Annotated in this window: 28 protein-coding genes; 18 read left to right on the top strand and 10 right to left on the bottom strand. The window is 42.5% G+C overall.

The window, feature by feature from the left end; genetic code table 11:
- Positions 1–41: 41 nt before the first annotated feature.
- Positions 42–1661, top strand: a complete 1620-nt coding sequence (locus M1D69_RS13210) for an ABC-F family ATP-binding cassette domain-containing protein (RefSeq protein ID WP_024121248.1) — start codon at positions 42–44, stop codon at positions 1659–1661.
- 61 nt (positions 1662–1722) lie between these two features.
- Entirely contained in the window at positions 1723–2634 is a 912-nt protein-coding gene (locus M1D69_RS13205; RefSeq protein ID WP_458105846.1) for a ketopantoate reductase family protein, read from the top strand.
- Between the two features lie 27 nt (positions 2635–2661).
- Here the strand turns inward: M1D69_RS13205 and M1D69_RS13200 are convergent, their stop codons facing one another.
- The 3 genes from M1D69_RS13200 to mreBH all read right to left on the bottom strand — a co-directional run bounded on the left by M1D69_RS13200 (position 2662) and on the right by mreBH (position 5249).
- A complete protein-coding gene (locus M1D69_RS13200) occupies positions 2662–3894 on the bottom strand; it encodes an aminopeptidase (protein WP_458105847.1) in 1233 nt (410 codons plus the stop codon).
- A gap of 113 nt (positions 3895–4007) precedes the next feature.
- A complete protein-coding gene (locus tag M1D69_RS13195) occupies positions 4008–4139 on the bottom strand; it encodes a protein YkpC (protein ID WP_024121251.1) in 132 nt (43 codons plus the stop codon).
- A gap of 102 nt (positions 4140–4241) precedes the next feature.
- A complete protein-coding gene (gene mreBH / locus M1D69_RS13190) occupies positions 4242–5249 on the bottom strand; it encodes a cell shape-determining protein MreBH (protein WP_024121252.1) in 1008 nt (335 codons plus the stop codon).
- A 281-nt stretch (positions 5250–5530) separates the two neighbouring features.
- On the opposite strand from mreBH, the gene abhA reads away from it, so the two are divergent.
- The 5 genes from abhA (at position 5531) to ade (ending at position 10758) form a co-directional block, all read left to right on the top strand.
- A complete protein-coding gene (gene abhA / locus M1D69_RS13185; protein ID WP_024121253.1) occupies positions 5531–5809 on the top strand; it encodes a transcriptional regulator AbhA in 279 nt (92 codons plus the stop codon).
- 190 nt (positions 5810–5999) lie between these two features.
- Positions 6000–7286 (top strand): ATP-binding protein, encoded by a 1287-nt coding sequence (locus M1D69_RS13180; protein WP_458105848.1) that lies wholly within the window; start codon positions 6000–6002, stop codon positions 7284–7286.
- A gap of 15 nt (positions 7287–7301) precedes the next feature.
- Positions 7302–8132, top strand: coding sequence for a gamma-glutamylcyclotransferase (locus tag M1D69_RS13175; RefSeq protein ID WP_458105849.1), 831 nt, complete (start codon positions 7302–7304; stop codon positions 8130–8132).
- 71 nt (positions 8133–8203) lie between these two features.
- Positions 8204–8869, top strand: a complete 666-nt coding sequence (ktrC, locus tag M1D69_RS13170; RefSeq protein WP_010334094.1) for a Ktr system potassium transporter KtrC — start codon at positions 8204–8206, stop codon at positions 8867–8869.
- 155 nt (positions 8870–9024) lie between these two features.
- Positions 9025–10758 (top strand): adenine deaminase, encoded by a 1734-nt coding sequence (gene ade / locus M1D69_RS13165; RefSeq protein ID WP_458105850.1) that lies wholly within the window; start codon positions 9025–9027, stop codon positions 10756–10758.
- Between the two features lie 33 nt (positions 10759–10791).
- On the opposite strand, the gene rnjA is transcribed toward ade, so the two are convergent.
- The gene (gene rnjA, locus M1D69_RS13160) at positions 10792–12459 is read right to left on the bottom strand and encodes a ribonuclease J1 (RefSeq protein WP_010334096.1); all 1668 of its coding nucleotides are present in this window, start codon (positions 12457–12459) and stop codon (positions 10792–10794) included.
- Positions 12460–12464: 5 nt separating this feature from the next.
- A complete protein-coding gene (gene rnpZA / locus M1D69_RS13155) occupies positions 12465–12674 on the bottom strand; it encodes an RNA polymerase subunit omega 1 (protein WP_010334097.1) in 210 nt (69 codons plus the stop codon).
- A 381-nt stretch (positions 12675–13055) separates the two neighbouring features.
- Between rnpZA and M1D69_RS13150 the strand changes: the two genes are divergently transcribed.
- Positions 13056–13829: a Cof-type HAD-IIB family hydrolase gene (locus M1D69_RS13150; protein WP_458105851.1), complete on the top strand. Its 774-nt coding sequence runs from the start codon at positions 13056–13058 to the stop codon at positions 13827–13829.
- A 41-nt stretch (positions 13830–13870) separates the two neighbouring features.
- Here the strand turns inward: M1D69_RS13150 and def are convergent, their stop codons facing one another.
- Both def and M1D69_RS13140 read right to left on the bottom strand, forming a co-directional pair.
- Positions 13871–14425: a peptide deformylase gene (def, locus tag M1D69_RS13145; protein WP_069486491.1), complete on the bottom strand. Its 555-nt coding sequence runs from the start codon at positions 14423–14425 to the stop codon at positions 13871–13873.
- Positions 14426–14534: 109 nt separating this feature from the next.
- Positions 14535–14690 carry a YjcZ family sporulation protein gene (locus tag M1D69_RS13140; protein ID WP_024121259.1) on the bottom strand — a complete coding sequence of 52 codons (156 nt, stop codon included), beginning with the start codon at positions 14688–14690 and terminating at the stop codon, positions 14535–14537.
- 219 nt (positions 14691–14909) lie between these two features.
- Between M1D69_RS13140 and M1D69_RS13135 the strand changes: the two genes are divergently transcribed.
- The 5 genes from M1D69_RS13135 (at position 14910) to lpdA (ending at position 20945) form a co-directional block, all read left to right on the top strand.
- A complete protein-coding gene (locus M1D69_RS13135) occupies positions 14910–15581 on the top strand; it encodes a YkyA family protein (protein ID WP_458105852.1) in 672 nt (223 codons plus the stop codon).
- Positions 15582–15988: 407 nt separating this feature from the next.
- Positions 15989–17104 (top strand): pyruvate dehydrogenase (acetyl-transferring) E1 component subunit alpha, encoded by a 1116-nt coding sequence (gene pdhA, locus M1D69_RS13130; RefSeq protein ID WP_024121261.1) that lies wholly within the window; start codon positions 15989–15991, stop codon positions 17102–17104.
- Between the two features lie 3 nt (positions 17105–17107).
- Positions 17108–18085, top strand: coding sequence for a pyruvate dehydrogenase complex E1 component subunit beta (pdhB, locus tag M1D69_RS13125; protein WP_014113660.1), 978 nt, complete (start codon positions 17108–17110; stop codon positions 18083–18085).
- A gap of 114 nt (positions 18086–18199) precedes the next feature.
- Positions 18200–19528 carry a pyruvate dehydrogenase complex dihydrolipoyllysine-residue acetyltransferase gene (pdhC, locus tag M1D69_RS13120; RefSeq protein ID WP_059352854.1) on the top strand — a complete coding sequence of 443 codons (1329 nt, stop codon included), beginning with the start codon at positions 18200–18202 and terminating at the stop codon, positions 19526–19528.
- Between the two features lie 4 nt (positions 19529–19532).
- The gene (gene lpdA, locus M1D69_RS13115) at positions 19533–20945 is read left to right on the top strand and encodes a dihydrolipoyl dehydrogenase (protein WP_044156025.1); all 1413 of its coding nucleotides are present in this window, start codon (positions 19533–19535) and stop codon (positions 20943–20945) included.
- Positions 20946–20993: 48 nt separating this feature from the next.
- Here the strand turns inward: lpdA and slp are convergent, their stop codons facing one another.
- Positions 20994–21368 carry a peptidoglycan-associated lipoprotein Slp gene (gene slp, locus M1D69_RS13110; protein WP_458105853.1) on the bottom strand — a complete coding sequence of 125 codons (375 nt, stop codon included), beginning with the start codon at positions 21366–21368 and terminating at the stop codon, positions 20994–20996.
- 432 nt (positions 21369–21800) lie between these two features.
- Between slp and M1D69_RS13105 the strand changes: the two genes are divergently transcribed.
- Positions 21801–21920 (top strand): GapA-binding peptide SR1P, encoded by a 120-nt coding sequence (locus tag M1D69_RS13105; protein WP_010334106.1) that lies wholly within the window; start codon positions 21801–21803, stop codon positions 21918–21920.
- Positions 21921–21956: 36 nt separating this feature from the next.
- On the opposite strand, the gene speA is transcribed toward M1D69_RS13105, so the two are convergent.
- A complete protein-coding gene (gene speA / locus M1D69_RS13100) occupies positions 21957–23429 on the bottom strand; it encodes an arginine decarboxylase (protein WP_215510575.1) in 1473 nt (490 codons plus the stop codon).
- A gap of 185 nt (positions 23430–23614) precedes the next feature.
- Here speA and M1D69_RS13095 point away from each other — a divergent pair, with 185 nt between their 5' ends.
- A complete protein-coding gene (locus tag M1D69_RS13095; RefSeq protein ID WP_458105854.1) occupies positions 23615–23881 on the top strand; it encodes a UPF0223 family protein in 267 nt (88 codons plus the stop codon).
- A gap of 37 nt (positions 23882–23918) precedes the next feature.
- Here the strand turns inward: M1D69_RS13095 and M1D69_RS13090 are convergent, their stop codons facing one another.
- Complete coding sequence (locus tag M1D69_RS13090) at positions 23919–24557, bottom strand: YktB family protein (RefSeq protein WP_059292842.1); 639 nt, start codon at positions 24555–24557, stop codon at positions 23919–23921.
- Between the two features lie 238 nt (positions 24558–24795).
- On the opposite strand from M1D69_RS13090, the gene M1D69_RS13085 reads away from it, so the two are divergent.
- The 3 genes from M1D69_RS13085 (at position 24796) to M1D69_RS13075 (ending at position 26373) form a co-directional block, all read left to right on the top strand.
- The gene (locus M1D69_RS13085; protein ID WP_010334110.1) at positions 24796–24984 is read left to right on the top strand and encodes a hypothetical protein; all 189 of its coding nucleotides are present in this window, start codon (positions 24796–24798) and stop codon (positions 24982–24984) included.
- Between the two features lie 137 nt (positions 24985–25121).
- The gene (gene suhB, locus M1D69_RS13080) at positions 25122–25919 is read left to right on the top strand and encodes an inositol-1-monophosphatase (RefSeq protein ID WP_458105855.1); all 798 of its coding nucleotides are present in this window, start codon (positions 25122–25124) and stop codon (positions 25917–25919) included.
- 25 nt (positions 25920–25944) lie between these two features.
- A complete protein-coding gene (locus M1D69_RS13075) occupies positions 25945–26373 on the top strand; it encodes a GNAT family N-acetyltransferase (RefSeq protein ID WP_458105856.1) in 429 nt (142 codons plus the stop codon).
- Positions 26374–26432: the final 59 nt, after the last annotated feature.

Below are 26432 nucleotides of genomic sequence, written 5' to 3'. Positions count from 1 at the left end.
GGTATACTTTTAATGATGATAGACATGATGGAGGATATTAAATGATTGCTGTAAATAATGTGAGCTTGCGCTTTGCGGATCGCAAGTTATTTGAAGATGTAAATATTAAATTTACCCCAGGCAACTGCTACGGGTTAATTGGTGCCAATGGTGCTGGTAAATCAACGTTTCTGAAAGTGTTATCAGGAGAAATTGAGCCTCAGACAGGCGATGTTCATATGAGTCCTGGCGAGCGTCTTGCCATCCTGAAACAGAACCACTTTGAGTACGAAGAATATGAAGTGCTAAAAGTTGTGATTATGGGACATAAGCGTTTATACGAGGTTATGCAGGAGAAAGACGCAATTTACATGAAGCCTGATTTCTCGGATGAAGACGGAATTCGTGCGGCAGAGCTCGAAGGTGAATTTGCAGAGCTGAACGGATGGGAAGCAGAAAGTGAAGCTGCGATCCTTCTAAAAGGTCTCGGCATCTCAGAAGATCTTCACACGAAGAAGATGGAAGACCTTGGCGGTTCCGAAAAAGTGAAGGTTCTCTTGGCTCAGGCATTATTCGGCAAGCCCGATGTCCTGCTTCTTGATGAGCCGACGAACCACTTGGACCTTCAGGCAATTCAGTGGCTGGAAGAGTTTCTGATTAACTTTGAAAACACTGTGATTGTTGTATCCCATGACCGTCACTTTTTAAATAAAGTGTGTACACATATTGCTGACCTTGATTTTAACAAAATCCAAATCTACGTCGGAAACTATGATTTCTGGTATGAATCAAGCCAGCTTGCTTTGAAGCTTTCTCAAGAAGCGAACAAGAAAAAAGAAGAGCAAATTAAACAGCTACAAGAGTTTGTGGCCAGATTCAGCGCAAATGCGTCTAAATCAAAACAGGCGACTTCAAGAAAGAAACTTCTTGATAAAATTTCTCTTGATGATATTAAACCGTCTTCCCGCCGTTATCCTTACGTCAACTTCACACCGGAACGAGAAATCGGTAATGATGTTCTCCGGGTAGAGGGATTAACGAAAACAATTGACGGTGTAAAAGTTCTCGACAATGTCAGCTTTATTATGAATAGAGAAGATAAAATTGCTTTTACAGGGCGTAATGAATTGGCCGTTACTACTTTGTTCAAAATCATTTCCGGGGAAATGGAAGCTGACAGCGGAACATTTAAATGGGGCGTGACGACATCTCAAGCGTACTTCCCTAAAGACAACAGCGAATATTTTGAAGGCAGTGATTTAAATCTTGTAGACTGGCTTCGCCAATATTCTCCTCATGATCAAAGTGAGAGCTTTTTACGCGGCTTCTTAGGACGCATGCTGTTTTCCGGTGAAGAAGTACACAAAAAAGCAAATGTTTTATCCGGGGGAGAAAAGGTTCGCTGCATGCTTTCGAAAGCAATGCTTTCTGGCGCCAATATTTTAATTTTGGATGAACCGACCAACCACTTAGACCTAGAATCTATTACAGCGCTCAATAATGGCTTAATCAGCTTTAAAGGCGCTATGCTGTTTACATCACATGACCACCAGTTTGTACAGACGATTGCCAACAGAATCATAGAGATTACACCTAATGGCATTGTTGACAAGCAAATGAGCTATGACGAGTTCCTTGAAAATGCTGATGTGCAGAAAAAACTGGCTGAACTATACGCGTAATAAAAAAAAGCAGAGAATTCTCTGCTTTTTTTTGTACATAGAAAAGAAAGGGGACATTAACTTGAAATTTTTAATTGTCGGAGCAGGTGGAGTAGGCGGTTATATTGGCGGACGGCTTGCAGAGAAAGGGAATGCGGTGACGTTTCTTGTCCGCCAAAAAAGAGCTGAACAGTTAAAACAAACGGGACTAGTTATTCATAGTGAAAAGGGTGACGTGTCCTTTCAGCCCGCAGTAATCACTGCAGGAGAAAAAGAACAGTTTGATGTGATCATCATCGCTTCTAAAGCATATTCACTCGGTCAGGTGATTAGCGATGTCAAACCTTTTGTCCACAGCGAGTCAGTCATTATTCCTTTCTTAAACGGTTATCGTCACTACGAGCAGCTGTTTACGGCATTTTCGAAAGATCAGGTGCTGGGCGGGCTGTGTTTCATAGAAAGTGCTTTAAACAATCTGGGAGAAATCAACCATACAAGTGCGTCGCATCGTTTTGTGTTCGGTGAATGGGACGGCGAGCGCACGGAACGGATAAAAGAGCTTGAGGAAGCATTTGCAGGAGTGAAGGCAGAGGTCATCATTAGCGGGCATATTGAGAAAGACATCTGGAAAAAATATCTGTTTATTGCAGCACAAGCAGGAGTGACAACCTTATTTCAAAGACCGCTTGGACCAATCCTTGAAACAGAGAGCGGGCGGCACACTGCGCGAACACTCATTGGGGAAATCGGCATGATCTTGCGCAAGGAAGGAGTTCCGGCTGATCCAGAGCTTGAAGAAGACAGCTTCCGCACAATGACAAGCATGTCTTATCATATGAAATCCTCCATGCTCCGTGATATGGAAAATGGTCAAACGACTGAAGGAAATCATCTGCACGGCTTTTTGCTTGATAAAGCAAAGCGTTTGTCTCTTTCAACACCAATATTAGAAACAGTTTATGCCAATCTGCAAATGTATGAAGCAAAAAAATAAGAAGGAGGCGAAAGCCTCCTTCTTTATTTAAAAAGCCCAATTTCCATTTCTAAAGATAGGCTCTCTTTTTCCGTCTTCAGTAATTCCATCAATGTTCATATCCTTAGAACCAACCATAAAGTCTACGTGGGTAATGCTTTCATTTAAGCCTTCTTTGACAAGCTCTTCGCGAGACATCTGTTTTCCGCCCTCAATATTAAAAGCATAGGCACTGCCGATCGCCAGATGATTTGACGCATTTTCATCAAATAAAGTGTTGTAAAAAAGAATATTTGACTGTGAAATAGCCGAATCGTACGGGACAAGAGCTACTTCACCAAGATAGTGAGAGCCTTCATCTGTTTCGACCAATTCTTTTAAAATGTCTTCTCCTTTTTCGGCTTTAATGTCAACAATACGGCCGTTTTTGAATGTGAGCGTGAAGTTTTCGATAATATTCCCGCCGTAGCTGAGCGGTTTTGTGCTCGATACAAACCCGTCAACCCCGTCTTTTTGCGGCAGCGTGAATACTTCTTCTGTCGGCATATTGGCCATAAATTCATGTCCGCTTTCATTTACGCTTCCGGCTCCAGCCCAAACGTGTTTTTTCGGAAGCTTGATTGTTAAATCAGTTCCTTCTGCTTGATAATGTAAAGCGGCGTAATGTTTTTGGTTCAAATGATCTACTTTTTCATGAAGGTTTTGATCATGATTGATCCACGCTTGGACCGGATTTTCTTCGTTTACGCGTGTTGCTTTAAAAATTTCTTCCCACAGAAGCTGTGTCGCTTCCTCTTCTGATTTGTCAGGGAACACTTTCTGAGCCCAACCTGCTGATGCAGCACCGACGACAGTCCAGCTCACTTTATCTGATTGAATGTATTGTCTGTATGTATGTAACGCTTTTCCTGCTGCTTTTTGGAAGGCGGCAATCCGTTTGGAATCTACACCTTGCAGTAAATCTGGGTTTGAGGATACGACTGAAATGAAAGCAGCTCCTTTCTTGGCAAGCTCTTCTCTGCCTTTCGCTTCCCATTCAGGATACTCTTCAAAGGCTTCAAACGGCGCCAGTTCATATTTTAATTTGGCCACTTCGTCATCCTGCCAATTCACTGTTACATTTTTTGCGCCTTTTTCATATGCATGTTTTACAATCAGACGGACGAAATCGCGAACCTCCGTCGAAGCATTTACCACCACATACTGGCCTTTTTGGACATTAACGCCGACCTCAACCGCCAGCTGGGCATATGTATTTAGTTTCTCTGAAAATGTATCCATCAATCTTTCCTCCTCGTGCTTTTTTCTCATCATATCAAATAATCTCCTATAAAGAAAAGAAAGGAGTGCAAAGAGAAAAGCCCAAAACAAAATGGTCTTGGGCTTTTCAACACTTATGGATGATTCATTTTTACAGTGCCTTCAGGCGCATGAGGCATGTTTGCCAGTGAAATGCTCATGCCCCCAAGAATGATTCCGCTCAAAATGGCTGCAATCGCTACCCGTCTTCCTAAATCTCTAAGCATCTGTTTCCTCCTTATCGTTTCTCCATTTCCCACAATATGAAGCGAGAGAGGAAAAAAGAAGCAGGAATTTCAATTACTTTCTGAGATTTTGCGAGAAAAGGATTATTTAACCGCTTTTTGGAGCTTATCAATCACCTCTAAAGAACGGCCGGTGCCGATTGCCACGGATTCAAGCGGGTTTGGCGCCACGTGTACAGGTACAACGATTTCTTCTGACAGCCATTCTTTGATCCCGTTAAGAAGCGCCCCGCCGCCTGTTAAAATTACGCCGCGATCGACAATGTCTCCGCTTAATTCAGGAGGACAGTCCTCAAGTGTGGCTCTAATCGCTTCAAGAATATGAAGGAGAGATTCACGCATCGCATTTTGAATTTCATTTGATTGAAGCATAATGGTTTTCGGTAGCCCCGTCACAAGGTCACGTCCGCGAATTTCCATTGCATCCGGCACATGCTCAATTAATGCATGGCCAATTTCCATTTTAACCTGCTCAGCTGTGCGTTCACCGATCAGCAAATTGTACTTTTTCCGCACAAAAGCAACGATATCCTCATCAAGCTGGTCTCCGCCGATTCTGATTGAATGGCAGGAGACAACGCCTCCAAAGGAAATAATCGCGACTTCCGTCGTCCCGCCGCCGATATCTACCACCACGTTAGCAACCGGCTCGTCAACAGGCAAATCCGCTCCGATTGCAGCTGCCACCGGTTCTTCAATTAAATGGACGTTTTTCGCTCCGCAATTTTTCACCGCGTCACTGATGGCGCGGCGTTCCACTGCAGTTGAGCCTGATGGTGTGCACACAACGACATTCGGCTTTCTGAACGACATGCCGATGCTCTTTCCGGCTTTTTTCATGATGTGCTTTAACAAATCAGTTGTCATGTCGTAGTCAGCGATAACGCCGTCTTTCATCGGTCTGACAGCGACAATTTTTCCCGGTGTTTTACCGATCATATTTTTCGCGTCAGTCCCGATCGCAAGTACTGCTTTAGTCGTTGTATCTACTGCAACAACAGAAGGTTCATTTAAGATGATTCCTTTATTTTTGCTGTAAACAAGTATATTAGCTGTTCCTAAGTCAATTCCAATTTCAGTTGATTGAAACATGTTTTCACCCAATCTTTATCCTGATTTTATATGATTCTACATTTAAAGTTTCTAAGAAAAGAAGTGATTTTTGGGGGTGTGCGTCGGGAAAGAAATGTTTTTGTAAAAAACTGCGGAAGGGTGTAACAGAAGTAATACATTTTCCGGTTTTGTGGAAAAAATATCTTGCGATTCTTCAAGAAAGCGGGAAACTTTTTCTACGTTTCGTACGTCTACGATATATTGAGGTACTACCTTGAATATTACATGAAAAAAGAAACATTTAAGGAAGAAGGGTTTTTATGAAATCAATAGGTGTTGTAAGGAAAGTAGATGAATTAGGCCGTATTGTTATGCCGATAGAGTTAAGACGGGCACTGGATATTGCTATTAAAGACAGCATTGAATTTTTTGTTGAGGGCGATAAAATTATTTTGAAAAAGTACAAACCTCATGGCATTTGTTTAATGACTGGGGAAATTACTTCAGAAAATAAAGAATACGGCAACGGTAAAATTACGTTAAGCCCTGAAGGCGCACAGCTGCTTCTCGAAGAAATTCAAGCCGCTTTAAAAGAATAATATATGTTGAAAAAGGCGGAATGGTGTAATCTCCGCCTTTTTTTGCGTGCCGATTTCTGATTACCGCCGCCTAAGATATGACATCATGAACAAAAGGTAATGAATGATTTGGGATACTTTACATATTTTACTCAATTATTTGTCGAAGAATGGTACAATAAACAGAGAAACACAAGCGGCAGGTGGTCATATGAGAAAATATCAAGCACGTATCATTTCCATTATTTTGGCAATGATTTTTATTATGTTTTGGGATTATTTATTTTATTTTATAGGCAAAAACCCGATTAATTGGCCTGTTGACATTGTGTATACAGCAGTAACGATTTTCAGTGTCTGGATGCTGGCGTATTATGTCGATGAGAAAAAACAGCTGGTCAAGAAAATGAAAGATAATGAATGGAAGTATAAACAGCTTTCTGATGAGAAGAACCGCATCATGGATAATTTACAGGAGATCGTTTTTCAAACAAACGCAAAAGGCGAAATTACATACTTAAATCAAGCGTGGGCAGCCATCACAGGTTTTTCGATCAGTGAATGCATGGGGACAATGTATAATGATTACTTCATAAAAGAAAAGCATGTAGCTGATCACATTAATACTCAAATCAAAAACAAAGCGTCCTCGGGGATGTTTACGGCAAAATATGTGACAAAGAACGGGACGATTTTTTGGGGCGAGGTTCACTATAAACTGTACTATGACCGAGATGAGCAATTTACCGGAAGCCTGGGTACAATGTCAGACATCACTGAGCGAAAAGAGGCTGAAGATGAGCTTCTGGAAATTAATGAACGGCTTGCGAGGGAGTCGCAGAAACTGTCAATCACGAGTGAACTGGCTGCCGGCATTGCACATGAGGTCAGAAATCCTTTAACGTCCGTCAGCGGATTCCTTCAAATTATGAAAACATCATATCCGGATAGAAAAGATTATTTTGATATCATCTTTTCAGAGATTAAAAGAATTGATCTGGTGCTCGGCGAGCTGCTGCTGCTGGCGAAGCCGCAGGAAATTACATTTAAAACGCACCCAATCAATGAAATTTTGAAACAAGTCACGACATTGCTTGATACGAATGCCATATTGTCCAATATTGCTATACAAAAGAATTTTGGTGAGACGGAAGCCTGTATGATTAAAGGGGACGAAAACCAGCTGAAGCAGGTTTTTATCAATATTATCAAAAATGGAATTGAAGCAATGCCAAAGGGCGGTGTCGTAACGATTTCCACTGCTAAAACAGCTTCACACGTCGTAATAAGCGTAAAAGATGAAGGGAACGGCATGTCACAGGAAAAGCTTGAGCAAATCGGAAAACCTTTTTATTCAACAAAGGAGAAAGGCACAGGGCTGGGGCTCGCCATTTGTTTGAGAATATTAAAGGAACATAACGGGGAATTGAAGATTGAAAGTGAAGCTGGAAAAGGCAGCATTTTTCAAGTTGTTTTGCCTTTGAAATCTGACAGCTGAGAGGGGAAAAACAAGATGAACTCGCTTCTGTTTGTATATGGGACCTTAAGGAAGCATGAAAAAAATCATCATTTGTTATCACAGTCGGCTTGTATCAGTGAGCAGGCGCGGACAAAGGGAAGTCTTGTTAATACGGCAGCCGAGGAACCCGCGGCCGTGTTTGGGGCTGATGGCTATATTTGCGGTGAGATATATGAAGCAGATGAATCGTGTATACATAAGCTTGATCTTTTTTATCGAGGCTACCATAAGAAATTTGTACATGTCGAAACTGATGCTGGAATCAAGGAAGCACTTGTATATTATATGAAAAAAGATGATTGTGCTGACTTTGTGAAAATAGGCAGCGGTGACTGGAAAGAACATCAGATGATCAGCAAATCTAAAGATCCCGTGTACTATTTTGCCTACGGATCTTGTATGGACAATGCCCGTTTTCAAAAAGCAGGGGTTGATCATTATTTTCAAGATCCAGTGGGAGGAGCTGTTTTAAAAGGGTATACAACCCGCTTTACGTTAAAAAGGCCAGACGGCTCAAGAGCGGATATCACTGAAGACGGAGGTACGACAGAAGGGGTGTTGTATCGTCTTCCTTTTTCAGCTGTCGCCTATTTATATAAAAGGGAAGGGGTTGAATCTCTTACCTATCGGCCGGCATTTGTAGACGTTGAAGCAGGGGGAAAGCTCTATACTGATTGTTTAACCTTTCTCGTCCTCCGAAAAGAAGCAGAAACAGCACCTCCTCAGCATTATCAAATCGAGATTGAACGGGGAGCGGAGCTTTATTTGACCAAGGGCTTTACTGAACGGCTTAAGCAGCATATGAATTCGCTGCCAAAAGGTTGATGAAATTAACACTGCCTCAAAAGAATATGTTAAAATTTGATCAATATGATGTTAGGTAAAGGAGCACCACTATGAAAAAAGAATTTGCCGTAATTGGACTCGGCCGTTTTGGTGGAAGTATATGCAAAGCATTGAGTGAAGAGGGCGTCGAGGTCATGGCGATGGATATTGATGAAGATAAAGTCAACGAGTATGCCAAGATTGCATCACATGCCGTCATCGGAGACTCGACCGATGAATCTGTTCTGAAAAATTTAGGTTTGAGGAATTTTGACCATGTCATTGTTGCGATCGGTGAAAATATTCAGGCGAGTATATTAACAACTCTGATCCTCAAAGAACTGGGTGTCAATACGATTACAGTTAAGGCTCAGAACGATTACCATGAAAAAGTGCTGTCCAAAATCGGCGCGGATCACATTGTCCACCCGGAACGTGATATGGCAAAAAGAATTGCGCATAATATCGTTTCCAACAATGTACTTGATTATTTGGAGCTGTCAGAAGAGCATAGTCTTGTCGAGATCGTAGCCAACAGCCGTCTTGCCGGAAACACTCTTCTCGATTTAGATATACGGGCGAAATACGGGATTAATATTGTAGCGATTAAAAGGGGCAAGGAAGTCATCGTGTCGCCGCTTGCGACTGAAGTGATACATCAAGAAGATATTCTCATCGTCATTGGATCGGTTACGGATATTTCACGTTTTGAGAAAAGAGTTCTTCATACGAAATAGAAGAAATATAAGCCGTCCTTAGGGGCGGTTTTTAATATTATCAGAATATAACAACTTTAATGAACTGAGCGCCAATTTACTAAAATTTTATTGACTACGGATAAGCGTTCCGATAGCATATTGTACCATATAAATAAAAAAGAGGAGGGGGCCATTTGAATAAAGAAGCGCTGGTCAAAAGGCTGAATGCTTCAGCCCGCAGACAAAAAGCTGACATCGTCATTAAGAATGGGAAAATCATGGACGTATATAATCATGAGTGGATTTATGAAGATATTGCGATAACAGACGGAGTTATTGTAGGCCTCGGCCAGTATGAAGGTGAAGAAACCATTGATGCAGAGGGGCAAGTCATTGTGCCGGGATTTATTGATGGTCATGTACATATTGAATCATCAATGGTGACACCGATCGAGTTTGCAAAAGCCGTATTGCCGAATGGCGTGACGACCATCATTACCGATCCGCATGAAATAGCGAACGTGTCCGGTCAGGAAGGGATCAAATTTATGATTGAACAGGCTCGGCAAACACCGCTGAATATCCATTTTATGCTTCCCTCCAGTGTGCCTGCCGCCAGCTTTGAGCGATCCGGTGCGGTACTTCGGGCGGCCGATTTGAAGCCATTTTACGAAGAGAAAGAGGTATTGGGTCTGGCTGAAGTGATGGATTATGTATCGGTTGAGCAGGGTGAAGCAGACATGGTTAATAAGCTGTTTGATGCCCGGAGCGCGGGGAAACGGATTGACGGACATTTAGCAGGCTTGTCAACTGATCTCATCAATATATACAGAACTGCTTTTGTCTTGACCGATCATGAGGTAACGACGAAGGAAGAAGCGCTGGATCGTATCAGAAGAGGAATGTACGTCATGATGCGAGAAGGGTCAGTCGCCAAAAATACAATGAAAGTGCTGCCGGCTGTTAATGAAAAGAATGCGCGCCGTTTCTTTTTCTGTACTGATGATAAACATGTAGATGATTTATTGTCAGAGGGAAGTGTGAATCATCAGGTGAAAATGGCTATTCAAGCAGGTCTCGATCCGTTTTTGGCATACCAATTGGGAAGCCTGAATGCAGCGGAATGCTACGGACTAGATACAAAGGGAGCGGTTGCTCCGGGATTTGACGCCGATTTGCTCTTTATTTCAGATGTGGAAAATGTCACTGTCACAAAGACGTTGGTAAAAGGACAAACTGTTGCTGAAGATAATAAAGCAGTCTGTCAGGCACAAGCTCATACGCTAACACCAGACCCGGCGCTGCTTCATTCCGTTAACCTTGCTGTTCCTCTTTCCGAACAGGATTTTCATATGCCAATTGATCCCCAGCAGCAGATGAATGTCATTCAAATCATACCAAATCAGCTTGAAACACGCCTGGTGAGTGTTCCGGCTCCGGAAGCAGCCATTTTTCAGCCTGACATCGATCTTGACTTGTTAAAGATTGCAGTCGTCGAACGGCATAAGGGATTAAAAGAAACGGGACTTGGTATTGTGAAAGGATTTGGTTTGAAAAGCGGGGCGATTGCAACAACGATTTCACACGATTCGCATAATATCATTGCCGTGGGGACAAATGACACCGATATCGCAGCCGCAGTTAATAAGCTGCAGGAAATTGGCGGCGGATTAACAGTTATAAAAGACGGGGAAGAACTTCACTCGGTTGCTCTGCCGATTGCGGGATTATTATCCGACCAATCTGCAGAATTGGTGAATCAAAGCTTAATGACGCTTCATGAAAAGCTCTCATTTATCGGTTTCAAAGACCGGTTTAACCCATTTTTGACGCTTTCATTTTTGGCTTTGCCTGTCATTCCTGACATCAAAATGACGACAACAGGGTTGTTTGATGTAAAGTCATTTCAGCATATAGCACTGCAATAAAAAAGATGCACTCCTAAGTGAGTGCATCTTTTTTTAAACCTCCATAATGATCGGAAGGATCATTGGACGGCGTTTCGTTTTTTCATATAAGAACGGAGCAAGCGTATCCGTGATCTCATTTTTGATTTCTGACCATTGAGTGGTTTTTCGTTCCATAACTTTTTGCAAGTGGTTAGAAATGAGCTCCTGGGCGTCATTGATCAAATCACCTGATTCTCTCATGTAAACAAACCCTCTGGAAATCAAGTCAGGGCCCGCTGAAATCTTAAAGTCATCCATATCTATGCTGACAACGACGATCACAAGACCTTCTTCAGAAAGAATTCTGCGGTCGCGAAGCACGATATTTCCAATATCACCGATACCGCTACCGTCGATGTATACTGAACCGGATGGGATTTTACCGGCAACTGAAGCTTCATCGCCTTTAAGCGCCAATACTTCACCGTTATCCATGATAAAGCAGTTTTCTTCAGGGATGCCGCAATCTGTCGCAAGCTTGACATGCATCTTTTGCATTCTGTACTCACCGTGAATCGGCATGAAGAATTTAGGCTTGATTAAACGAAGCATCAGCTTTTGTTCTTCCTGTCCGCCGTGACCGGATGTATGGATATCATTAAGAGGTCCGTGAATCACCTCGGCCCCCGCACGATACAGCTGGTTAATTGTGCGGCTCACGCTGATTGTGTTGCCCGGGATAGGGGATGAAGAAAATACGACTGTATCCCCAGGATTGATTGAAATCTGCCGGTGTGTGCCGTTTGCAATTCTGGATAAAGCCGCCATCGGTTCCCCTTGGCTTCCTGTACACAGGATCGTTACTTTATTGGCAGGAATGCGATTGATTTCATTATGTTCAATAAACGTATTTTTAGGACAGTTAATATAGCCGAGAGTTTGTCCGATCTCGATAGCCGATTCCATACTGCGTCCAAATACGGCAACTTTTCTTCCATTTAATACAGCAGCCTCAATTACCTGCTGCAAGCGGTGAATATTCGACGCAAATGTAGCGAAGATAACTCGGCCGTCCACCTTGCGGAAGATGTCATGAATGCTTTCTCCGACACGGCGTTCAGACATAGTGAACTCCGGGTTTTCACTGTTTGTGCTGTCTGAAAGGAGGCACAAGACGCCTTCTTTGCCGATTTCGGCCATTTTCGTTAAGTTTGCCGGCTCGCCGACTGGAGTAAAGTCGAATTTGAAATCTCCAGTATGTACGATGTTTCCGGGCGGCGTTTTTACAACAATACCGTAGGAATCCGGAATACTGTGTGTTGTTCTAAAGAATGACACAGCTGTTTTGCGGAATTTTACGATATCATCCTCACCGATGATGTTAAGCTTAGTCTGTCTTAATAATCCGTGCTCTTCAAGTTTATTCCGAAGTAAGCCGATCGCGAGTTTACCGCCGTAAACGGGAATATTGACTTGTCTAAGCAGGTACGGGATGCCGCCGATATGGTCTTCGTGCCCGTGAGTGATAAAAAGCCCTTTAATTTTATCTTCGTTTTTAACTAAATACGTGTAATCGGGAATGACGTAATCAATACCGAGCAGTTCGTCCTCGGGAAACTTGATCCCCGCATCAATCAGCACAATTTCATCCTGAAACTGCACCGCATACGTATTTTTACCGATTTCGCCTAGTCCTCCGAGGGCGAAAACAGCAGTCTGATCGTTTTTTACAAATTTCATACCGCTCATAACTCCAATACTTTAAAATTTTCACTCTGTTGTTCATATTCTAAAAAAGCACCGTCAACAGGTGTGATAAATTCAATATTAAATTTCTTGTCTTTCAGTTTCGTTCTGACGTCACGCTCTGATACGCCTTCAATATAAAGTGAATCTGTTTTTTCCCGAACAGGTACTTCCTCAGCTTTTTTTTGATAAAATACCTTATAAATCATCCAAATCTCTCCTTAAATGCCGTATGTTAGACTCGCTTATTCTATTATATTCGAAAACGGAATATAAGGAAAGTCTTGAGCAAAATAAGGACCTTTCAAAAAGGGACAGATCCCTTATCAGGCAATGGCTTTCCTGCGGAGCATTCCATTCCACTGTCTTCTGAGTTTCTTTTTTAATTTCCGAAGCATAACGTGGTCCCTCCTTCGATTGATACTTGTCCAAGGCTGTTTTATACAAATAGTATACGGAGTTTAGCACGGACTTTTCGTGGATATTAATGGAATTTTATTTTGTTTTTGAGGGAAATAGTTTGCTCAACTGAAATCTTTTTGTATGATGAGTGTGGGAATTGCAGATTTAGACGATAAAGGGGAATAACGATGGACTCAAAATTAATTTTTTTCGATATTGACGGCACGATATATGATCACGACAAAAAGATACCGGAAAGCACAAGAAAAACGGTAGCGGAGCTTCAGAGGCAGGGACACCATGTGTTTATCGCCAGCGGGCGGTCCCCGTTTCTGGTGAAGCCGATTTTAGAGGAGTTAGGCATTCACTCATTTATTTCTTACAATGGTCAGTATGTCGTCTTTGAAAATGAAGTGATTTATAAGAATCCGCTGCCTGAAGAGGCAATCAGAAGATTGTTAAAGCAGGCGGGAGAAGGAAGCCACCCGGTTGTATTTATGGCTGAAGATACAATGAAAGCGACTGTTGCTGACCATCCTCATGTCTTAGAGGGAATCGGCAGCCTGAAAACCGACTATCCTGAAACCGATGAGCTTTTCTATGAAGGAAAAGAAATTTTTCAGCTTCTGCTGTTTTGCCAGGATGAAGAAGAAAAAGTTTATGGGGCTTTTCCAGAATTCGATCTTGTGCGCTGGCATGAGCTTTCGACTGATGTTCTGCCGCGCGGTGGATCAAAGGCGGAGGGGATTAAAAAAGTAATCGAACGCCTTCCGTTTGATATCAGCGATACATATGCCTTCGGTGACGGATTAAATGATCTGCAAATGATTCAGTTTGTCGGAACAGGCGTTGCCATGGGGAATGCCGTTCCTGAATTAAAAGAAGTTGCGGATTTTGTAACAATGCCTGTAGACGAGGATGGAATTGCTTATGCTGTCAAAGAATTAGGCTTGCTAAAATAAAAAAGCGGCTGGCACTTATAGTGTCAGCCGTATATTTTCTTTTAGCGGTCAATCGCCACCGCATTTTCAGGTTCCTTAAATGGATTTTCTTTATCGATATGATCATAAAACATAACGCCATTTAAATGGTCGATTTCATGCTGAAATACAATCGCCGGAAATCCTTTTAAACGAATGTCTATTTGTTCTCCCTCCAGTGTTGTTCCTTTCACTCTGATACGAGCGTAGCGCGGAACATAGCCGGGAATTGCCTCATCAACTGACAGGCAGCCTTCACCGCTTGTTAAATAGCTTCTTTCAACGGAATGGCTGACGATCTTCGGGTTAAACAATGCATAGCTGTATAACTTCCCGGAAGCATCTTCTGCATGGACTGCGATCATCCGTTTATTAATATTAATTTGAGGTGCCGCAAGTCCTACGCCGGGGCGCAGATTGTATTTTTCAGCTAATTCCGGATTTTGGCTGTTTTTTACGAATTCAATCATATCCGCCAGCTGCTGTTTTTCTTCTTCTGTGGCAGGCAGCCCGACAGGCTCTGCTGTCTCTCTTAAGGCAGGGTGGCCGTCGCGCACGATGTTTTCCATAGTAATCAAGAAACTTCACTCCTAAAGCTTAATATGTAAATTATATCGGATTTCTTCGTAAAGGTGCAACGAAACGAATGACCAGCCGTAAATGGCTGGTCAGTGTTTTACTGTGTAATTAGCAACAGCCTCCGCCTAAATAAGCAGCTCCAACAATGATTAACAGAATGAATAAAACAACGATTAACGCAAATGTGCGGCCATATCCTGCTCCGCCATATCCGTAACCATAACTGCAGCAGCCTCCGCCGTAACCATATCCATAACCGTACATGAACATAACCTCCTCTTTTAATTACGCCAGAGCCTTGTAGTAGGCATAGCGTCTACAATAACCTATGTAAAAACAAAAAAGTTGTATGGTCATCTGTCCTGATTTTTGACGATTTAGAATTGATTTTTTGCTCAGCAAGCCATGCGATAACCATCTGCCCTATTGTCAAATATCTCTATGGATTCTATAGTAGAAATTGTCAAGATTGGGGGATTTAACGTGAAAGACGGAATGAAACGGCGCCACGGTGTGAAAATCGGAGCCTTTTGCGCTGTGGCTTTACTATTAACCGGATGTGTGGGACGGGACCCGCTGGATTCACTTCATGACTCATTAGAAAAAGTCGCTGATCTAGAAAAACCGTTTCAAGAAGAACAGAAAACGCTCGAGGAATTAGAGAAAAAAGAACATGCTCTCTACAATGATGTCATCAAGCTCAATATGGATGACTACAAAAAAATCGTTTCATTATCAGACGAAGCGCTAGAGAATGTAAATAAACGAGAAGAACATCTGAAGCTTGAAAATGAGAGCATCGAAAAATCCGAATCAGAATTTGAGGAAGCCAAAAAATCCGCAGAAAATATTAAGGATAAACACATCAAGGCAAAAGCCGAGACTGCGACAGATCATATGAAAAAAAGATATGCTGCATACAGCTCTATGTCTGAAGAATATAAAAAAGCCATTAAACTTGATAAAAAACTGTATAAGCTGCTGAAAGACAAAGACTTGACGCTGGATAAGCTTGATCAGCAGATTGAAAAAGCGAATGCATCTTATAAAAAAGTCCTTAAACAAAGCGGCGAATTTGATGTGCAAACGGAGAAATATAATAAAGCCCGCGGAGATTTATATGACGCCGCAGGCTATCATATAAAAAAGAGCTGACTATGATCAGCTCTTTTTTTAATTCTATTCAAAATTTAAATTTCTATTGTAGTACAGTGCGATAGGTTATACTAGTACAGTTTGAGGTACAGGCTGCATCTGTTTTTTTATAGAAAATGTAAAGCGAATACATTTATTGAAAATCAGCGATGAAAACGATTGACGGTTCTTCTTTATATGGTGTAAACTAATCCATGTTAAGCGGTGTTGTATTAGTTTTTTACAACTTCGAAATAATACAGTTCAAAGCAGAGTGTAACTATCCTACATAAATGGTTTCGGCAAACTGGGGATCGGCTAAAATATATACGACTTACTGCTGATACTTTAGGGTACCCTAAGTTTGTATGTATAAAAGGAATGCACGTCTAATGACTGTTTAAAAGAAAGGAAGAGGTGACTTTAGTATGGCTGCAAAAACGAAAAAAGTAATCGTTGACAGTAAGAAGCAATTTGATGCCATTAAAAAGCAGTTCGAAACGTTCCAAATTTTAAATGAAAAGGGAGAAGTCGTGAATGAAGCGGCGATGCCTGATTTAACTGATGATCAATTGAAAGAGCTTATGCGCCGCATGGTATTTACGCGTGTGCTTGATCAGCGCTCTATCTCATTAAACCGTCAAGGACGTCTCGGATTCTACGCTCCTACTGCGGGCCAAGAAGCTTCTCAGATTGCTACACATTTCGCGCTTGAAAAAGAAGACTTCGTTCTTCCGGGATACCGTGATGTGCCTCAGTTAATCTGGCACGGCCTTCCATTATATCAAGCGTTCCTGTTCTCTCGCGGACATTTCCGAGGAAACCAAATGCCTGATGATGTGAATGCCCTTTCTCCACAAATCATTATCGGTGCTCAATACATTCAAACGGCCGGTGTTGCGCTAGGTCTTAAAAAACGCGGTAAGAAAGCTGTCGCAATCACTTACACTGGTGACGGCGGAGCTTCACAAGGGGACTTCTACGAAGGAATTAACTTTGCCGGCGCTTATAAAGCACCTGCGATCTTCGTTGTACAAAACAACCGTTACGCGATTTCAACTCCAGTTGAAAAACAATCTGCAGCAGGCACAATTGCACAAAAAGCAGTAGCTGCCGGTATTGTGGGTGTACAAGTAGACGGAATGGATCCGCTTGCTGTATACGCTGCAACTGCTGAAGCACGCGAACGCGCGATTAACGGCGAAGGCCCGACACTGATCGAAACACTGACATTCCGTTATGGCCCGCACACAATGGCTGGTGACGATCCGACTAAATATCGCACAAAAGAAATCGAAAACGAGTGGGAGCAAAAAGATCCGCTTGTACGATTCCGTGCGTTCCTTGAAAACAAAGGCCTATGGTCTGAAGAAGAAGAAACAAAAGTAATCGAGGATGCAAAAGAAGAAATTAAGCAGGCGATCAAAAAAGCGGATGCTGAGCCTAAGCAAAAAGTAACTGATTTAATGAAAATCATGTTCGAAAAAATGCCTCATAACCTTGAGGAGCAATTTGAAATTTATACACAGAAGGAGTCGAAGTAAGCCATGGCGCAAATGACAATGATTCAAGCAATCACGGATGCGTTACGCACAGAACTGAAAAATGACGAAAATGTCTTAGTTTTCGGAGAAGACGTTGGTGTTAACGGCGGCGTATTCCGTGCGACAGAAGGATTGCAAAAAGAATTCGGTGAAGACCGTGTGTTTGACACGCCACTTGCTGAATCTGGTATCGGCGGTCTTGCCCTTGGTTTAGGCTTAAACGGCTTCCGTCCGGTAATGGAAATCCAATTCTTTGGATTTGTTTACGAAGTAATGGATTCAGTTTCTGGCCAAATGGCTCGTATGCGTTACCGTTCTGGCGGACGCTGGACTTCACCTGTAACCATTCGTTCTCCGTTCGGCGGCGGTGTTCATACTCCTGAGCTTCACGCTGACAGCTTAGAAGGTCTTGTTGCACAACAGCCTGGTATCAAAGTTGTTATTCCATCAACTCCTTACGATGCCAAAGGACTTTTGATTTCTGCGATCAGAGACAACGATCCTGTTGTTTTCTTAGAGCACATGAAGCTTTACCGTTCTTTCCGTCAGGAAGTTCCTGAAGAAGAATACACAATTGAGCTTGGCAAAGCTGACGTAAAACGTGAAGGTACTGACCTTTCAATCATCACTTACGGCGCAATGGTTCATGAATCATTAAAAGCTGCCGAGGAGCTTGAAAAAGACGGCATTTCTGCTGAAGTTGTCGACCTTCGCACTGTAAGCCCGCTTGACATTGATACAATCATCGCATCTGTAGAAAAAACAGGACGCGCGATTGTTGTTCAAGAGGCACAAAAACAAGCCGGTATTGCTGCAAACGTAGTAGCAGAAATTAATGACCGTGCGATCTTGAGCTTGGAAGCGCCTGTACTTCGCGTGGCTGCGCCTGATACAGTATTTCCTTTCTCTCAAGCGGAGAGCGTATGGCTTCCAAACCATAAAGATGTTCTTGAAACAGCAAGAAAAGTACTTGAATTTTAATCAAACTGCATAATCGAGAGGGAAGATGAACGTTTTCCCTCTATTATATATCTGTTTTCAATGCTTACGTTGTAAACTTTAAAATTGCTTAATCAAACTAGGAGGTCGAGAACTGTGGCATTTGAATTTAAACTTCCAGATATCGGGGAAGGTATCCACGAAGGCGAAATCGTAAAATGGTTTGTCAAGCCTAACGATGAGGTTGACGAAGATGATGTACTGGCGGAAGTCCAAAATGATAAAGCAGTAGTAGAAATTCCTTCACCTGTTAAAGGAAAAGTATTAGAATTAAAAGTTGAAGAGGGAACGGTTGCAACTGTTGGACAAACGATCATTACGTTTGATGCACCTGGTTACGAAGACCTTCAATTTAAAGGCAGCGATGAATCTGGCGACGCAAAAACTGAAGCACAAGTTCAGTCTACTGGTGAAGCTGGACAAGATGTTGCGAAAGAAGAGCGTGCTGAAGAGCCTGCTAAAGAAACTGGCGCAGGACAGCAGGATCAAGCTGAAGTTGACCCGAACAAACGCGTGATCGCTATGCCTTCTGTACGTAAATACGCTCGTGAAAAAGGCGTAGATATCCGTAAAGTAACAGGTTCAGGCAACAACGGACGTGTTGTGAAAGAAGATATCGACAGCTTTGTAAACGGAGGAGCGCAAGAAGCTGCGCCGCAAGAAACGGCTGCACCTCAAGAAACAGCTGCTAAACCGGCTGCTGCACCGGCTCCAGAGGGTGAATTCCCAGAAACTCGCGAAAAAATGAGCGGTATCCGTAAAGCAATTGCAAAAGCGATGGTTAACTCTAAACATACTGCTCCTCACGTAACACTAATGGACGAAGTGGACGTAACAAACCTTGTTGCACATCGTAAACAGTTCAAACAGGTTGCTGCTGATCAAGGCATCAAGCTGACATACTTGCCTTACGTTGTAAAAGCTCTTACATCTGCACTGAAAAAATTCCCTGTTTTAAACACGTCAATTGACGATAAAACAGATGAAGTCATCCAAAAACATTACTTCAACATCGGTATTGCTGCTGACACTGAAAAAGGCTTGCTTGTGCCAGTTGTAAAAAATGCAGACCGTAAAGCGATCTTTGAAATTTCTGATGAGATCAACAGCCTTGCAACAAAAGCTCGTGACGGCAAGCTTGCTCCAGCTGAAATGAAAGGCGCATCTTGCACAATTACAAACATCGGTTCTGCCGGCGGACAATGGTTCACTCCGGTTATCAACCATCCAGAAGTTGCGATTCTTGGTATCGGACGCATTGCAGAAAAAGCGATTGTTCGTGATGGCGAAATCGTAGCAGCTCCAGTCTTAGCTCTTTCTCTCAGCTTCGACCACCGTATGATTGACGGAGCGACTGCGCAAAATGCACTAAATCACATCAAGCGTTTACTGAACGATCCACAATTAATTTTAATGGAGGCGTAATGTTATGGTAGTAGGAGATTTCCCTATTGAAACAGATACTCTTGTAATTGGTGCGGGACCTGGCGGCTATGTAGCTGCCATCCGCGCTGCACAGCTTGGACAAAAAGTAACAGTCGTTGAAAAAGCAACTCTTGGAGGCGTTTGTCTGAACGTTGGATGTATCCCTTCAAAAGCGCTGATCAATGCTGGCCACCGTTATGAGAATGCTAAGCATTCTGATGACATGGGAATCACTGCTGAGAACGTAACAGTTGATTTTACAAAAGTTCAAGAGTGGAAAACTTCTGTTGTTAACAAGCTTACTGGCGGTGTAGCAGGTCTTCTTAAAGGCAACAAAGTAGATGTAGTAAAAGGCGAAGCTTACTTTGTAGACAGCAATTCAGTTCGTGTAATGGATGAGAATTCTGCTCAAACATACACGTTTAAAAACGCAATCATTGCGACTGGTTCTCGTCCTATCGAATTGCCAAACTTCAAATATACTGAGCGTGTCCTAAATTCAACAGGCGCTTTGGCTCTTAAAGAAATTCCTAAGAAGCTCGTTGTTATCGGCGGCGGCTACATCGGAACTGAGCTTGGAACTGCGTATGCAAACTTCGGCACTGAGCTTGTTATTCTTGAAGGCGGAGATGAAATTCTTCCAGGCTTCGAAAAACAAATGAGTTCCCTTGTAACTCGCAGACTGAAGAAAAAAGGCAACGTTGAAATCCATACAAACGCGATGGCTAAAGGCGTTGAAGAAAAAGCTGACGGCGTAACAGTCACTTTCGAAGTAAAAGGTGAAGAAAAAACCGTTGATGCTGATTACGTACTGATTACTGTCGGACGCCGTCCAAATACTGATGAACTTGGTCTTGAGCAAGTCGGTATTGAAATGACGGACCGCGGTGTTATCAAAACTGACAAACAGTGCCGCACGAACGTACCTAACATCTATGCAATCGGTGATATCATTGAAGGACCGCCGCTTGCTCACAAAGCATCTTACGAAGGTAAGATTGCTGCAGAAGCGATCGCTGGAGAGCCTGCAGAAATTGATTACCTTGGTATTCCTGCGGTTGTCTTCTCTGAGCCTGAGCTTGCATCAGTCGGTTACACTGAAGCACAAGCGAAAGAAGAAGGCCTTGACATTGTTGCTGCTAAATTCCCATTTGCAGCAAACGGCCGCGCGCTTTCTCTTAACGAAACTGACGGCTTCATGAAGCTGATCACTCGTAAAGAGGATGGCCTTGTCATCGGTGCGCAAATCGCCGGCGCAAGCGCTTCTGACATGATTTCTGAATTAAGTTTAGCTATCGAAGGCGGCATGACTGCTGAAGATATCGCTATGACAATTCATGCGCATCCAACATTGGGTGAAATCACAATGGAAGCTGCTGAAGTGGCAATCGGAAGCCCGATTCACATCGTAAAATAATAGAGATGACATAACAAACAGCCCCGCTGTAAGCGAGGGCTGTTTTATTTATTTAGACAGTACATGCTGTAATGGTTTAATAATGTCTTCTTTCTTTTTCACACATCCCTCTATTTTCACAACGACATGCCGCTGATCAACTACCATGAGAGTAGGGACGGTTTCGATTTCATCTTCCCAGCCTTTTCTGTTATCGTATACCTTCATTTTATCTATTTGGTCAGGATAATCCTTTTCTAAATCAAGCAGAGCATCATAATATGACGCCTCTTGATCAATTTGATTTTCATCAGAAAAAAATAGGATTTGAGTATGATGAATGCTGTCAATTCGGCTTTTTTTTATTGGATTGATTATGGAAAGGGTGCAGCCCGATAAAGCAAATACTATCATCAGTATGGGAAATACCGCGCGATATCGCATCTATCTTCTCCTCTGTATAAACCATAGTAAACTAGTTTTAGTTTATCACGAGTAACCACATCATCTGCTTCTTGTTACCTAATTGTTATATAATTGAAACCGTTTTTAAAGAGAGATAACATCTCTTTAAAACCCAATACTCTGAACGCACACATTATTCATCGCGAATCATTTGCAATTTCGTTACACGATTCAAAAAAAGTTCGCGAAAACATGAAATCACAATGTCTTTTCAGCATAAGTATCGAATGAAAGCGTTTGTTAAGAAGATGATAATTCATGGAACCGAAAAGAAAAAACATGTTACATTAAAAGTTTTCGAAATAAATGTGTTATACAATTTGTTGTTGACATTTTAAATGTGACATATTAATATAATACCAACAAAAGAAATTAAGCGTTTTCAAAACTAAAAGAAATGGGGAATGAGAGATGGGTACGATTGTTTGCCAAGATTGTAACGAAGCCATTCATTACTTCGAGGATGAGAAGGTTACAACGTTATACGGTACATGCTGCGGACAATGTCAGTGTCCTCTTGATGAAGAGTAAGAAAAAGCATGCGGCTAAGCCGCATGCTTTTTGTATTTATTGAATAGCTTTTTGCTCTTTTATGACTCGAATCATGCTCAAAGTAGAATCCTCCGGTCCTTGAACAGGAAGCCCGGCATCAATGTTTTTGAAGATGTAGCTGATGTTTTCTTCTGTAATAATCTCGCCGGGGATAAAGATAGGAATTCCAGGAGGATACACCATCACAAATTCAGCGATAATCCGTCCTGCTGCTTCTTTTAATGGAACAATTTCTGTATTTGCATAGAAAGCGTCACGCGGCGTCATCGCCAGTAACGGGATTTCTGGAAGCAGTACCTCTGTCTGTTTATGCGTAACATCATTTGCTGACATTTGACGCGCAATCTCTTGTAAAGCTTCCACAAGGCGGTCTGCATCGTTCTGGCTGTCACCAGGTGTGAAGATACACAAAATGTTATACAGATCTGAAAGCTCTACTTCGATATTAAAGGATTCCCGCAGCCACTTCTCGACATCATGTCCTGTGAGCCCGAGGTTTTTAACTGAAATAATTAATTTTGTCGGGTCATAATTGTAAGCCGCTTTAGAACCGAGAATTTCAGAACCGACGCAGTACATGCCGTCAATTTGGTTCAGACGTTCTCTCGTCTGATTAGCAAGCTTCAACGTTTCTTCAGCAAGCTGATAGCCCTCTGTCGCAAGCCGTTTTCTGGCGACGTCCAAAGAGGCTAGAAGCAAATAAGAAGTAGACGTGGTTGTCAGCATGCTGAGTATCGATTGCACTCTGTCTTTAGAAACAAGGCCTTCTTTCATGTTTAGAATAGAGCTTTGTGTCAGTGATCCGCCTAGCTTATGCACACTTGTCGCAGCCATGTCTGCACCTGCCTGCATTGCTGAAAGCGGAAATTGGTCGTGAAAATGAATATGAACGCCGTGTGCTTCATCGACCAGAACCGGCACATCAAAGGAATGGGCTAGTTCCACGATGCTTTTTAAATCAGCAGCTACTCCGAAATATGTCGGGTTGATCACAAGAAGCCCTTTGGCATCAGGATGTTCATTCAGCGCACGTTTAGCGGATTCAAGTGTAATGCCGTGAGAGATGCCCAGTTCATTGTCAATTTCAGGATGAATAAAGATTGGGACAGCTCCGGAAAATACAATAGCTGACATAATGGATTTGTGCACATTTCTTGGAATGATGATTTTATCTCCAGGTCCGCAGACAGCCATCACCATTGTCATGATTGCGCCGCTTGTTCCCTGAACAGAAAAAAAGGTGTGATCCGCGCCGAAAGCTTCGGCCGCCAAATCCTGCGCTTCTTTAATAATGCCTTTAGGCGCATGCAGGTCATCTAATGGTTCAATATTAATCAAATCTATACTTAACGCGTTTTCACCGATAAATTGTCTGAACTCCGGATCCATTCCTGCCCCTTTTTTATGGCCGGGAATGTGGAATTGAACAGGCTGTCTGCTTGCGTGCTTTTTCAGGCCTGTGTATAAGGGTGTTTCATGTTGCGACAATTGTTTTCCCACCTTTGTAGTAATACCTATGCATATTAGTGTGTATTAAAATTAGTTTCTCAATCGTTTTTTAGACGTAAAACAAATGAATTATATTATGAACTTGAAAGAATGTAAAGAACAATTTATGATCAAATGAAGATGCTTTTTGTAAAAGGAAAGCGAATCTATAAGGAGTGAAGAAAATGGAATACCAATATCCGATGAATGAAGATTGGACAACCAAAGAAGCAGTGGATGTGATTGCATTTTTCCAGCAGGTTGAGCTGGCTTATGAAAAGGGAGCCGACCGTGAAGAGCTGCTTAAGACATATCGGCGATTCAAAGAAATTGTGCCGGGAAAAGCTGAAGAAAAAAAGCTGTGCGGCGAATTTGAGGAACAAAGTACATACTCTCCTTATCGTACGGTCAAGCAGGCGAAGGAATCTGACCAGGCAAAGATTAAGATGTAAAAGGAAAAGAGCCGGATGAAAGGTCCCGGCTCTTTTTTTATGCTTGTGATACTTTTTGGGTTAGGCGGTACAGAAATGCAAGCTGCTGGAAGGCGCCGTCGATTCGCTGAAGGAATTCTTGGTTATTCATATTCAGCACCTCTTCTTTTTGAAGCTGAATGCCGCATAACAGCTCGGCTTTCTTTATTGTCTGCAATCGTTCAAACAATGTCTTGAGCTGTTCCTTGTCCATTTCTGACTGCTTATGGACCCCTGGTTTTGTGTGATCCGCAGACCAAACAAAGCTGTCTGGAATGTGATTTGTAACGCTGTCTTGATTCGCTTCAAGCAATTTGCCGTATTCTTCTTTTATAGGGGACTCATAAATGATCGCGAACCATACAAAAACATGGCTCTCCCACAAGCCGATTTGAAAATGCGGCAGTTTTTTATAGCCTCTTTTGCTGTTTGCGAATGCCACCCAGCTGTCTGCAGGAGGGTTGACTGATCTCCTTGCATGCTTGGCCACATGGGGAAACATTTCATCTCCGGTTAAAGCGGATAATGTCGGGGCAAAGTGCTCGCCTAAAGCAGTCAGCTTCGGACGAACCCGCTCTTTTAACACCTCCATGCGTGCGTCTAAGCCGTCTATTGTAAATGTGTTAAAGTCTTCTTCAGTAAAACGCATTTGTGTCATGATTTTCCTCCTTCATGCTAAGTATACATATTTTATCACAGTTAGAACGCGCAGCAAAAAGATGAGCACGCGTTTGACGAGAGGGGGAATGTGGTAATAAACGAATAGGTAAACATACAATTTTCAGAATCATGTTACAGGTAAATAGAAGAATCATAGGATATAAGAAGTATCATTGTTGAATGGCAAAATGGGATGCTTTTTTAAAACAAATGATCTCTGGAAGGGGCGAAAGACAATGAGGCAAGTTGTGAAAGAGGGTTTTAGGGAAGAGAAGAACAACCGTGTAGCTGTCTGGAGACTAGAGGTTGATTATGAATTGGCAACCCTTTATGAGGCAATGCAAAAGGAAAATGACGAACAAATTGAGCTGAGCAAAAACAAACTTGAACGTCTCAGAAAAGAATGGATTCGCCTCAACGGGTAAAAAGCTATAGTGAAAACGAACCGCGTGAATGGTTCGTTTTTACGTGAGAAGGCATATTTTTCATTTTCCTTGCTTTTTCACCGCCGTTATCAGTATCCTATAAAATAAAGGTCTACATAGAAGAGAGGTACGCACGAATGACAAATTGGACGGAAATTGATGAGACTGCAAAGAAATGGATAAAAGAAGCAGGCGCAAGAATTAAACAGTCGATGCACGAAAGCCTGACAATTGAAACAAAATCAAATCCGAATGATTTAGTCACCAATATTGACAAGGAAACGGAAAAGTTTTTTATCGACCGCATCCAAGAAACCTTTCCGGGGCATCGCATACTCGGAGAAGAAGGACAAGGAGACAAACTTCACTCGTTGGAAGGTGTCGTCTGGATTATCGATCCGATTGACGGGACGATGAATTTTGTGCACCAGCAGAGAAATTTCGCGATTTCAATCGGAATTTTTGAAAACGGAGAAGGAAAAATCGGGTTAATTTATGATGTGGTGCATGATGAGCTGTATCACGCGTTTAGCGGCAGAGGAGCTTATATGAATGAAACAAAGCTGGCTCCCTTAAAAGAAACCGTCATTGAAGAAGCGATTCTTGCCATTAATGCGACATGGGTAACGGAAAACAGAAGAATTGATCCAAGTGTGCTAGCGCCCCTTGTGAAAAGAGTCAGAGGCACTCGCTCCTACGGTTCTGCCGCTTTAGAACTGGCAAACGTCGCAGCGGGAAGAATTGACGCTTACATTACAATGCGGCTTGCTCCTTGGGATTACGCAGCCGGCTGTGTGCTGTTAAACGAAGTAGGGGGCATTTATACAACGACTGAAGGAGAACCGTTCACCTTTTTAGAAAATCATTGTGTGCTGGCTGGAAACCCATCTATACATAAAACGATATTTGAAGAGTATATTCATGCTGGAAAGTAGGCCATTTGAACAGGATGACCTCAGCTTGTTAGAGAAGTTCGCGGAGGCTCATCCTGTATGGAAAGAGGAGGAGTTTGGGGAGAAGGATGCAGAAAGCTATATCATCTCCTATTCCATGTACAACGGGTCATGGCTTGTATGGGAAAAAGACGGTCAGCCTGTTGCCGTCAGCTATCATCTCGAGTGGGCGCCTTCCAATGGAAAACCGTGGCTTGGAACAGTGCTGGTAGACCCGGCTGAAGAAAAAAAGGGACATGCGAGGATAATCATTGAACGGATCAGCAAATCGCTTAGAGACAAACATAAAGCGATGTTTGCGGCAGTTCCCATTGACCGCAGTGAATGGATACTGTTTTTGAACCAATGCGGCTTTGAACAGCTGAAAACGGAAAATGATGAGAAAGGCAAATCATTTTTGATCCTGGTAAAGCCTTTAGCGGAAGCTGCCGTATGATGGCGGCAGCTTACTTTTTTATGCAGGACCATAAAAAGCCTCCCAAAAATTGAGAGGCA

The sequence above is a fragment of the Bacillus sp. PK3-037 genome (genome assembly GCF_054161355.1).
Note: the sequence above shows the minus strand (reverse complement) of the source record. Positions and strands in the feature narration are given on the sequence as shown.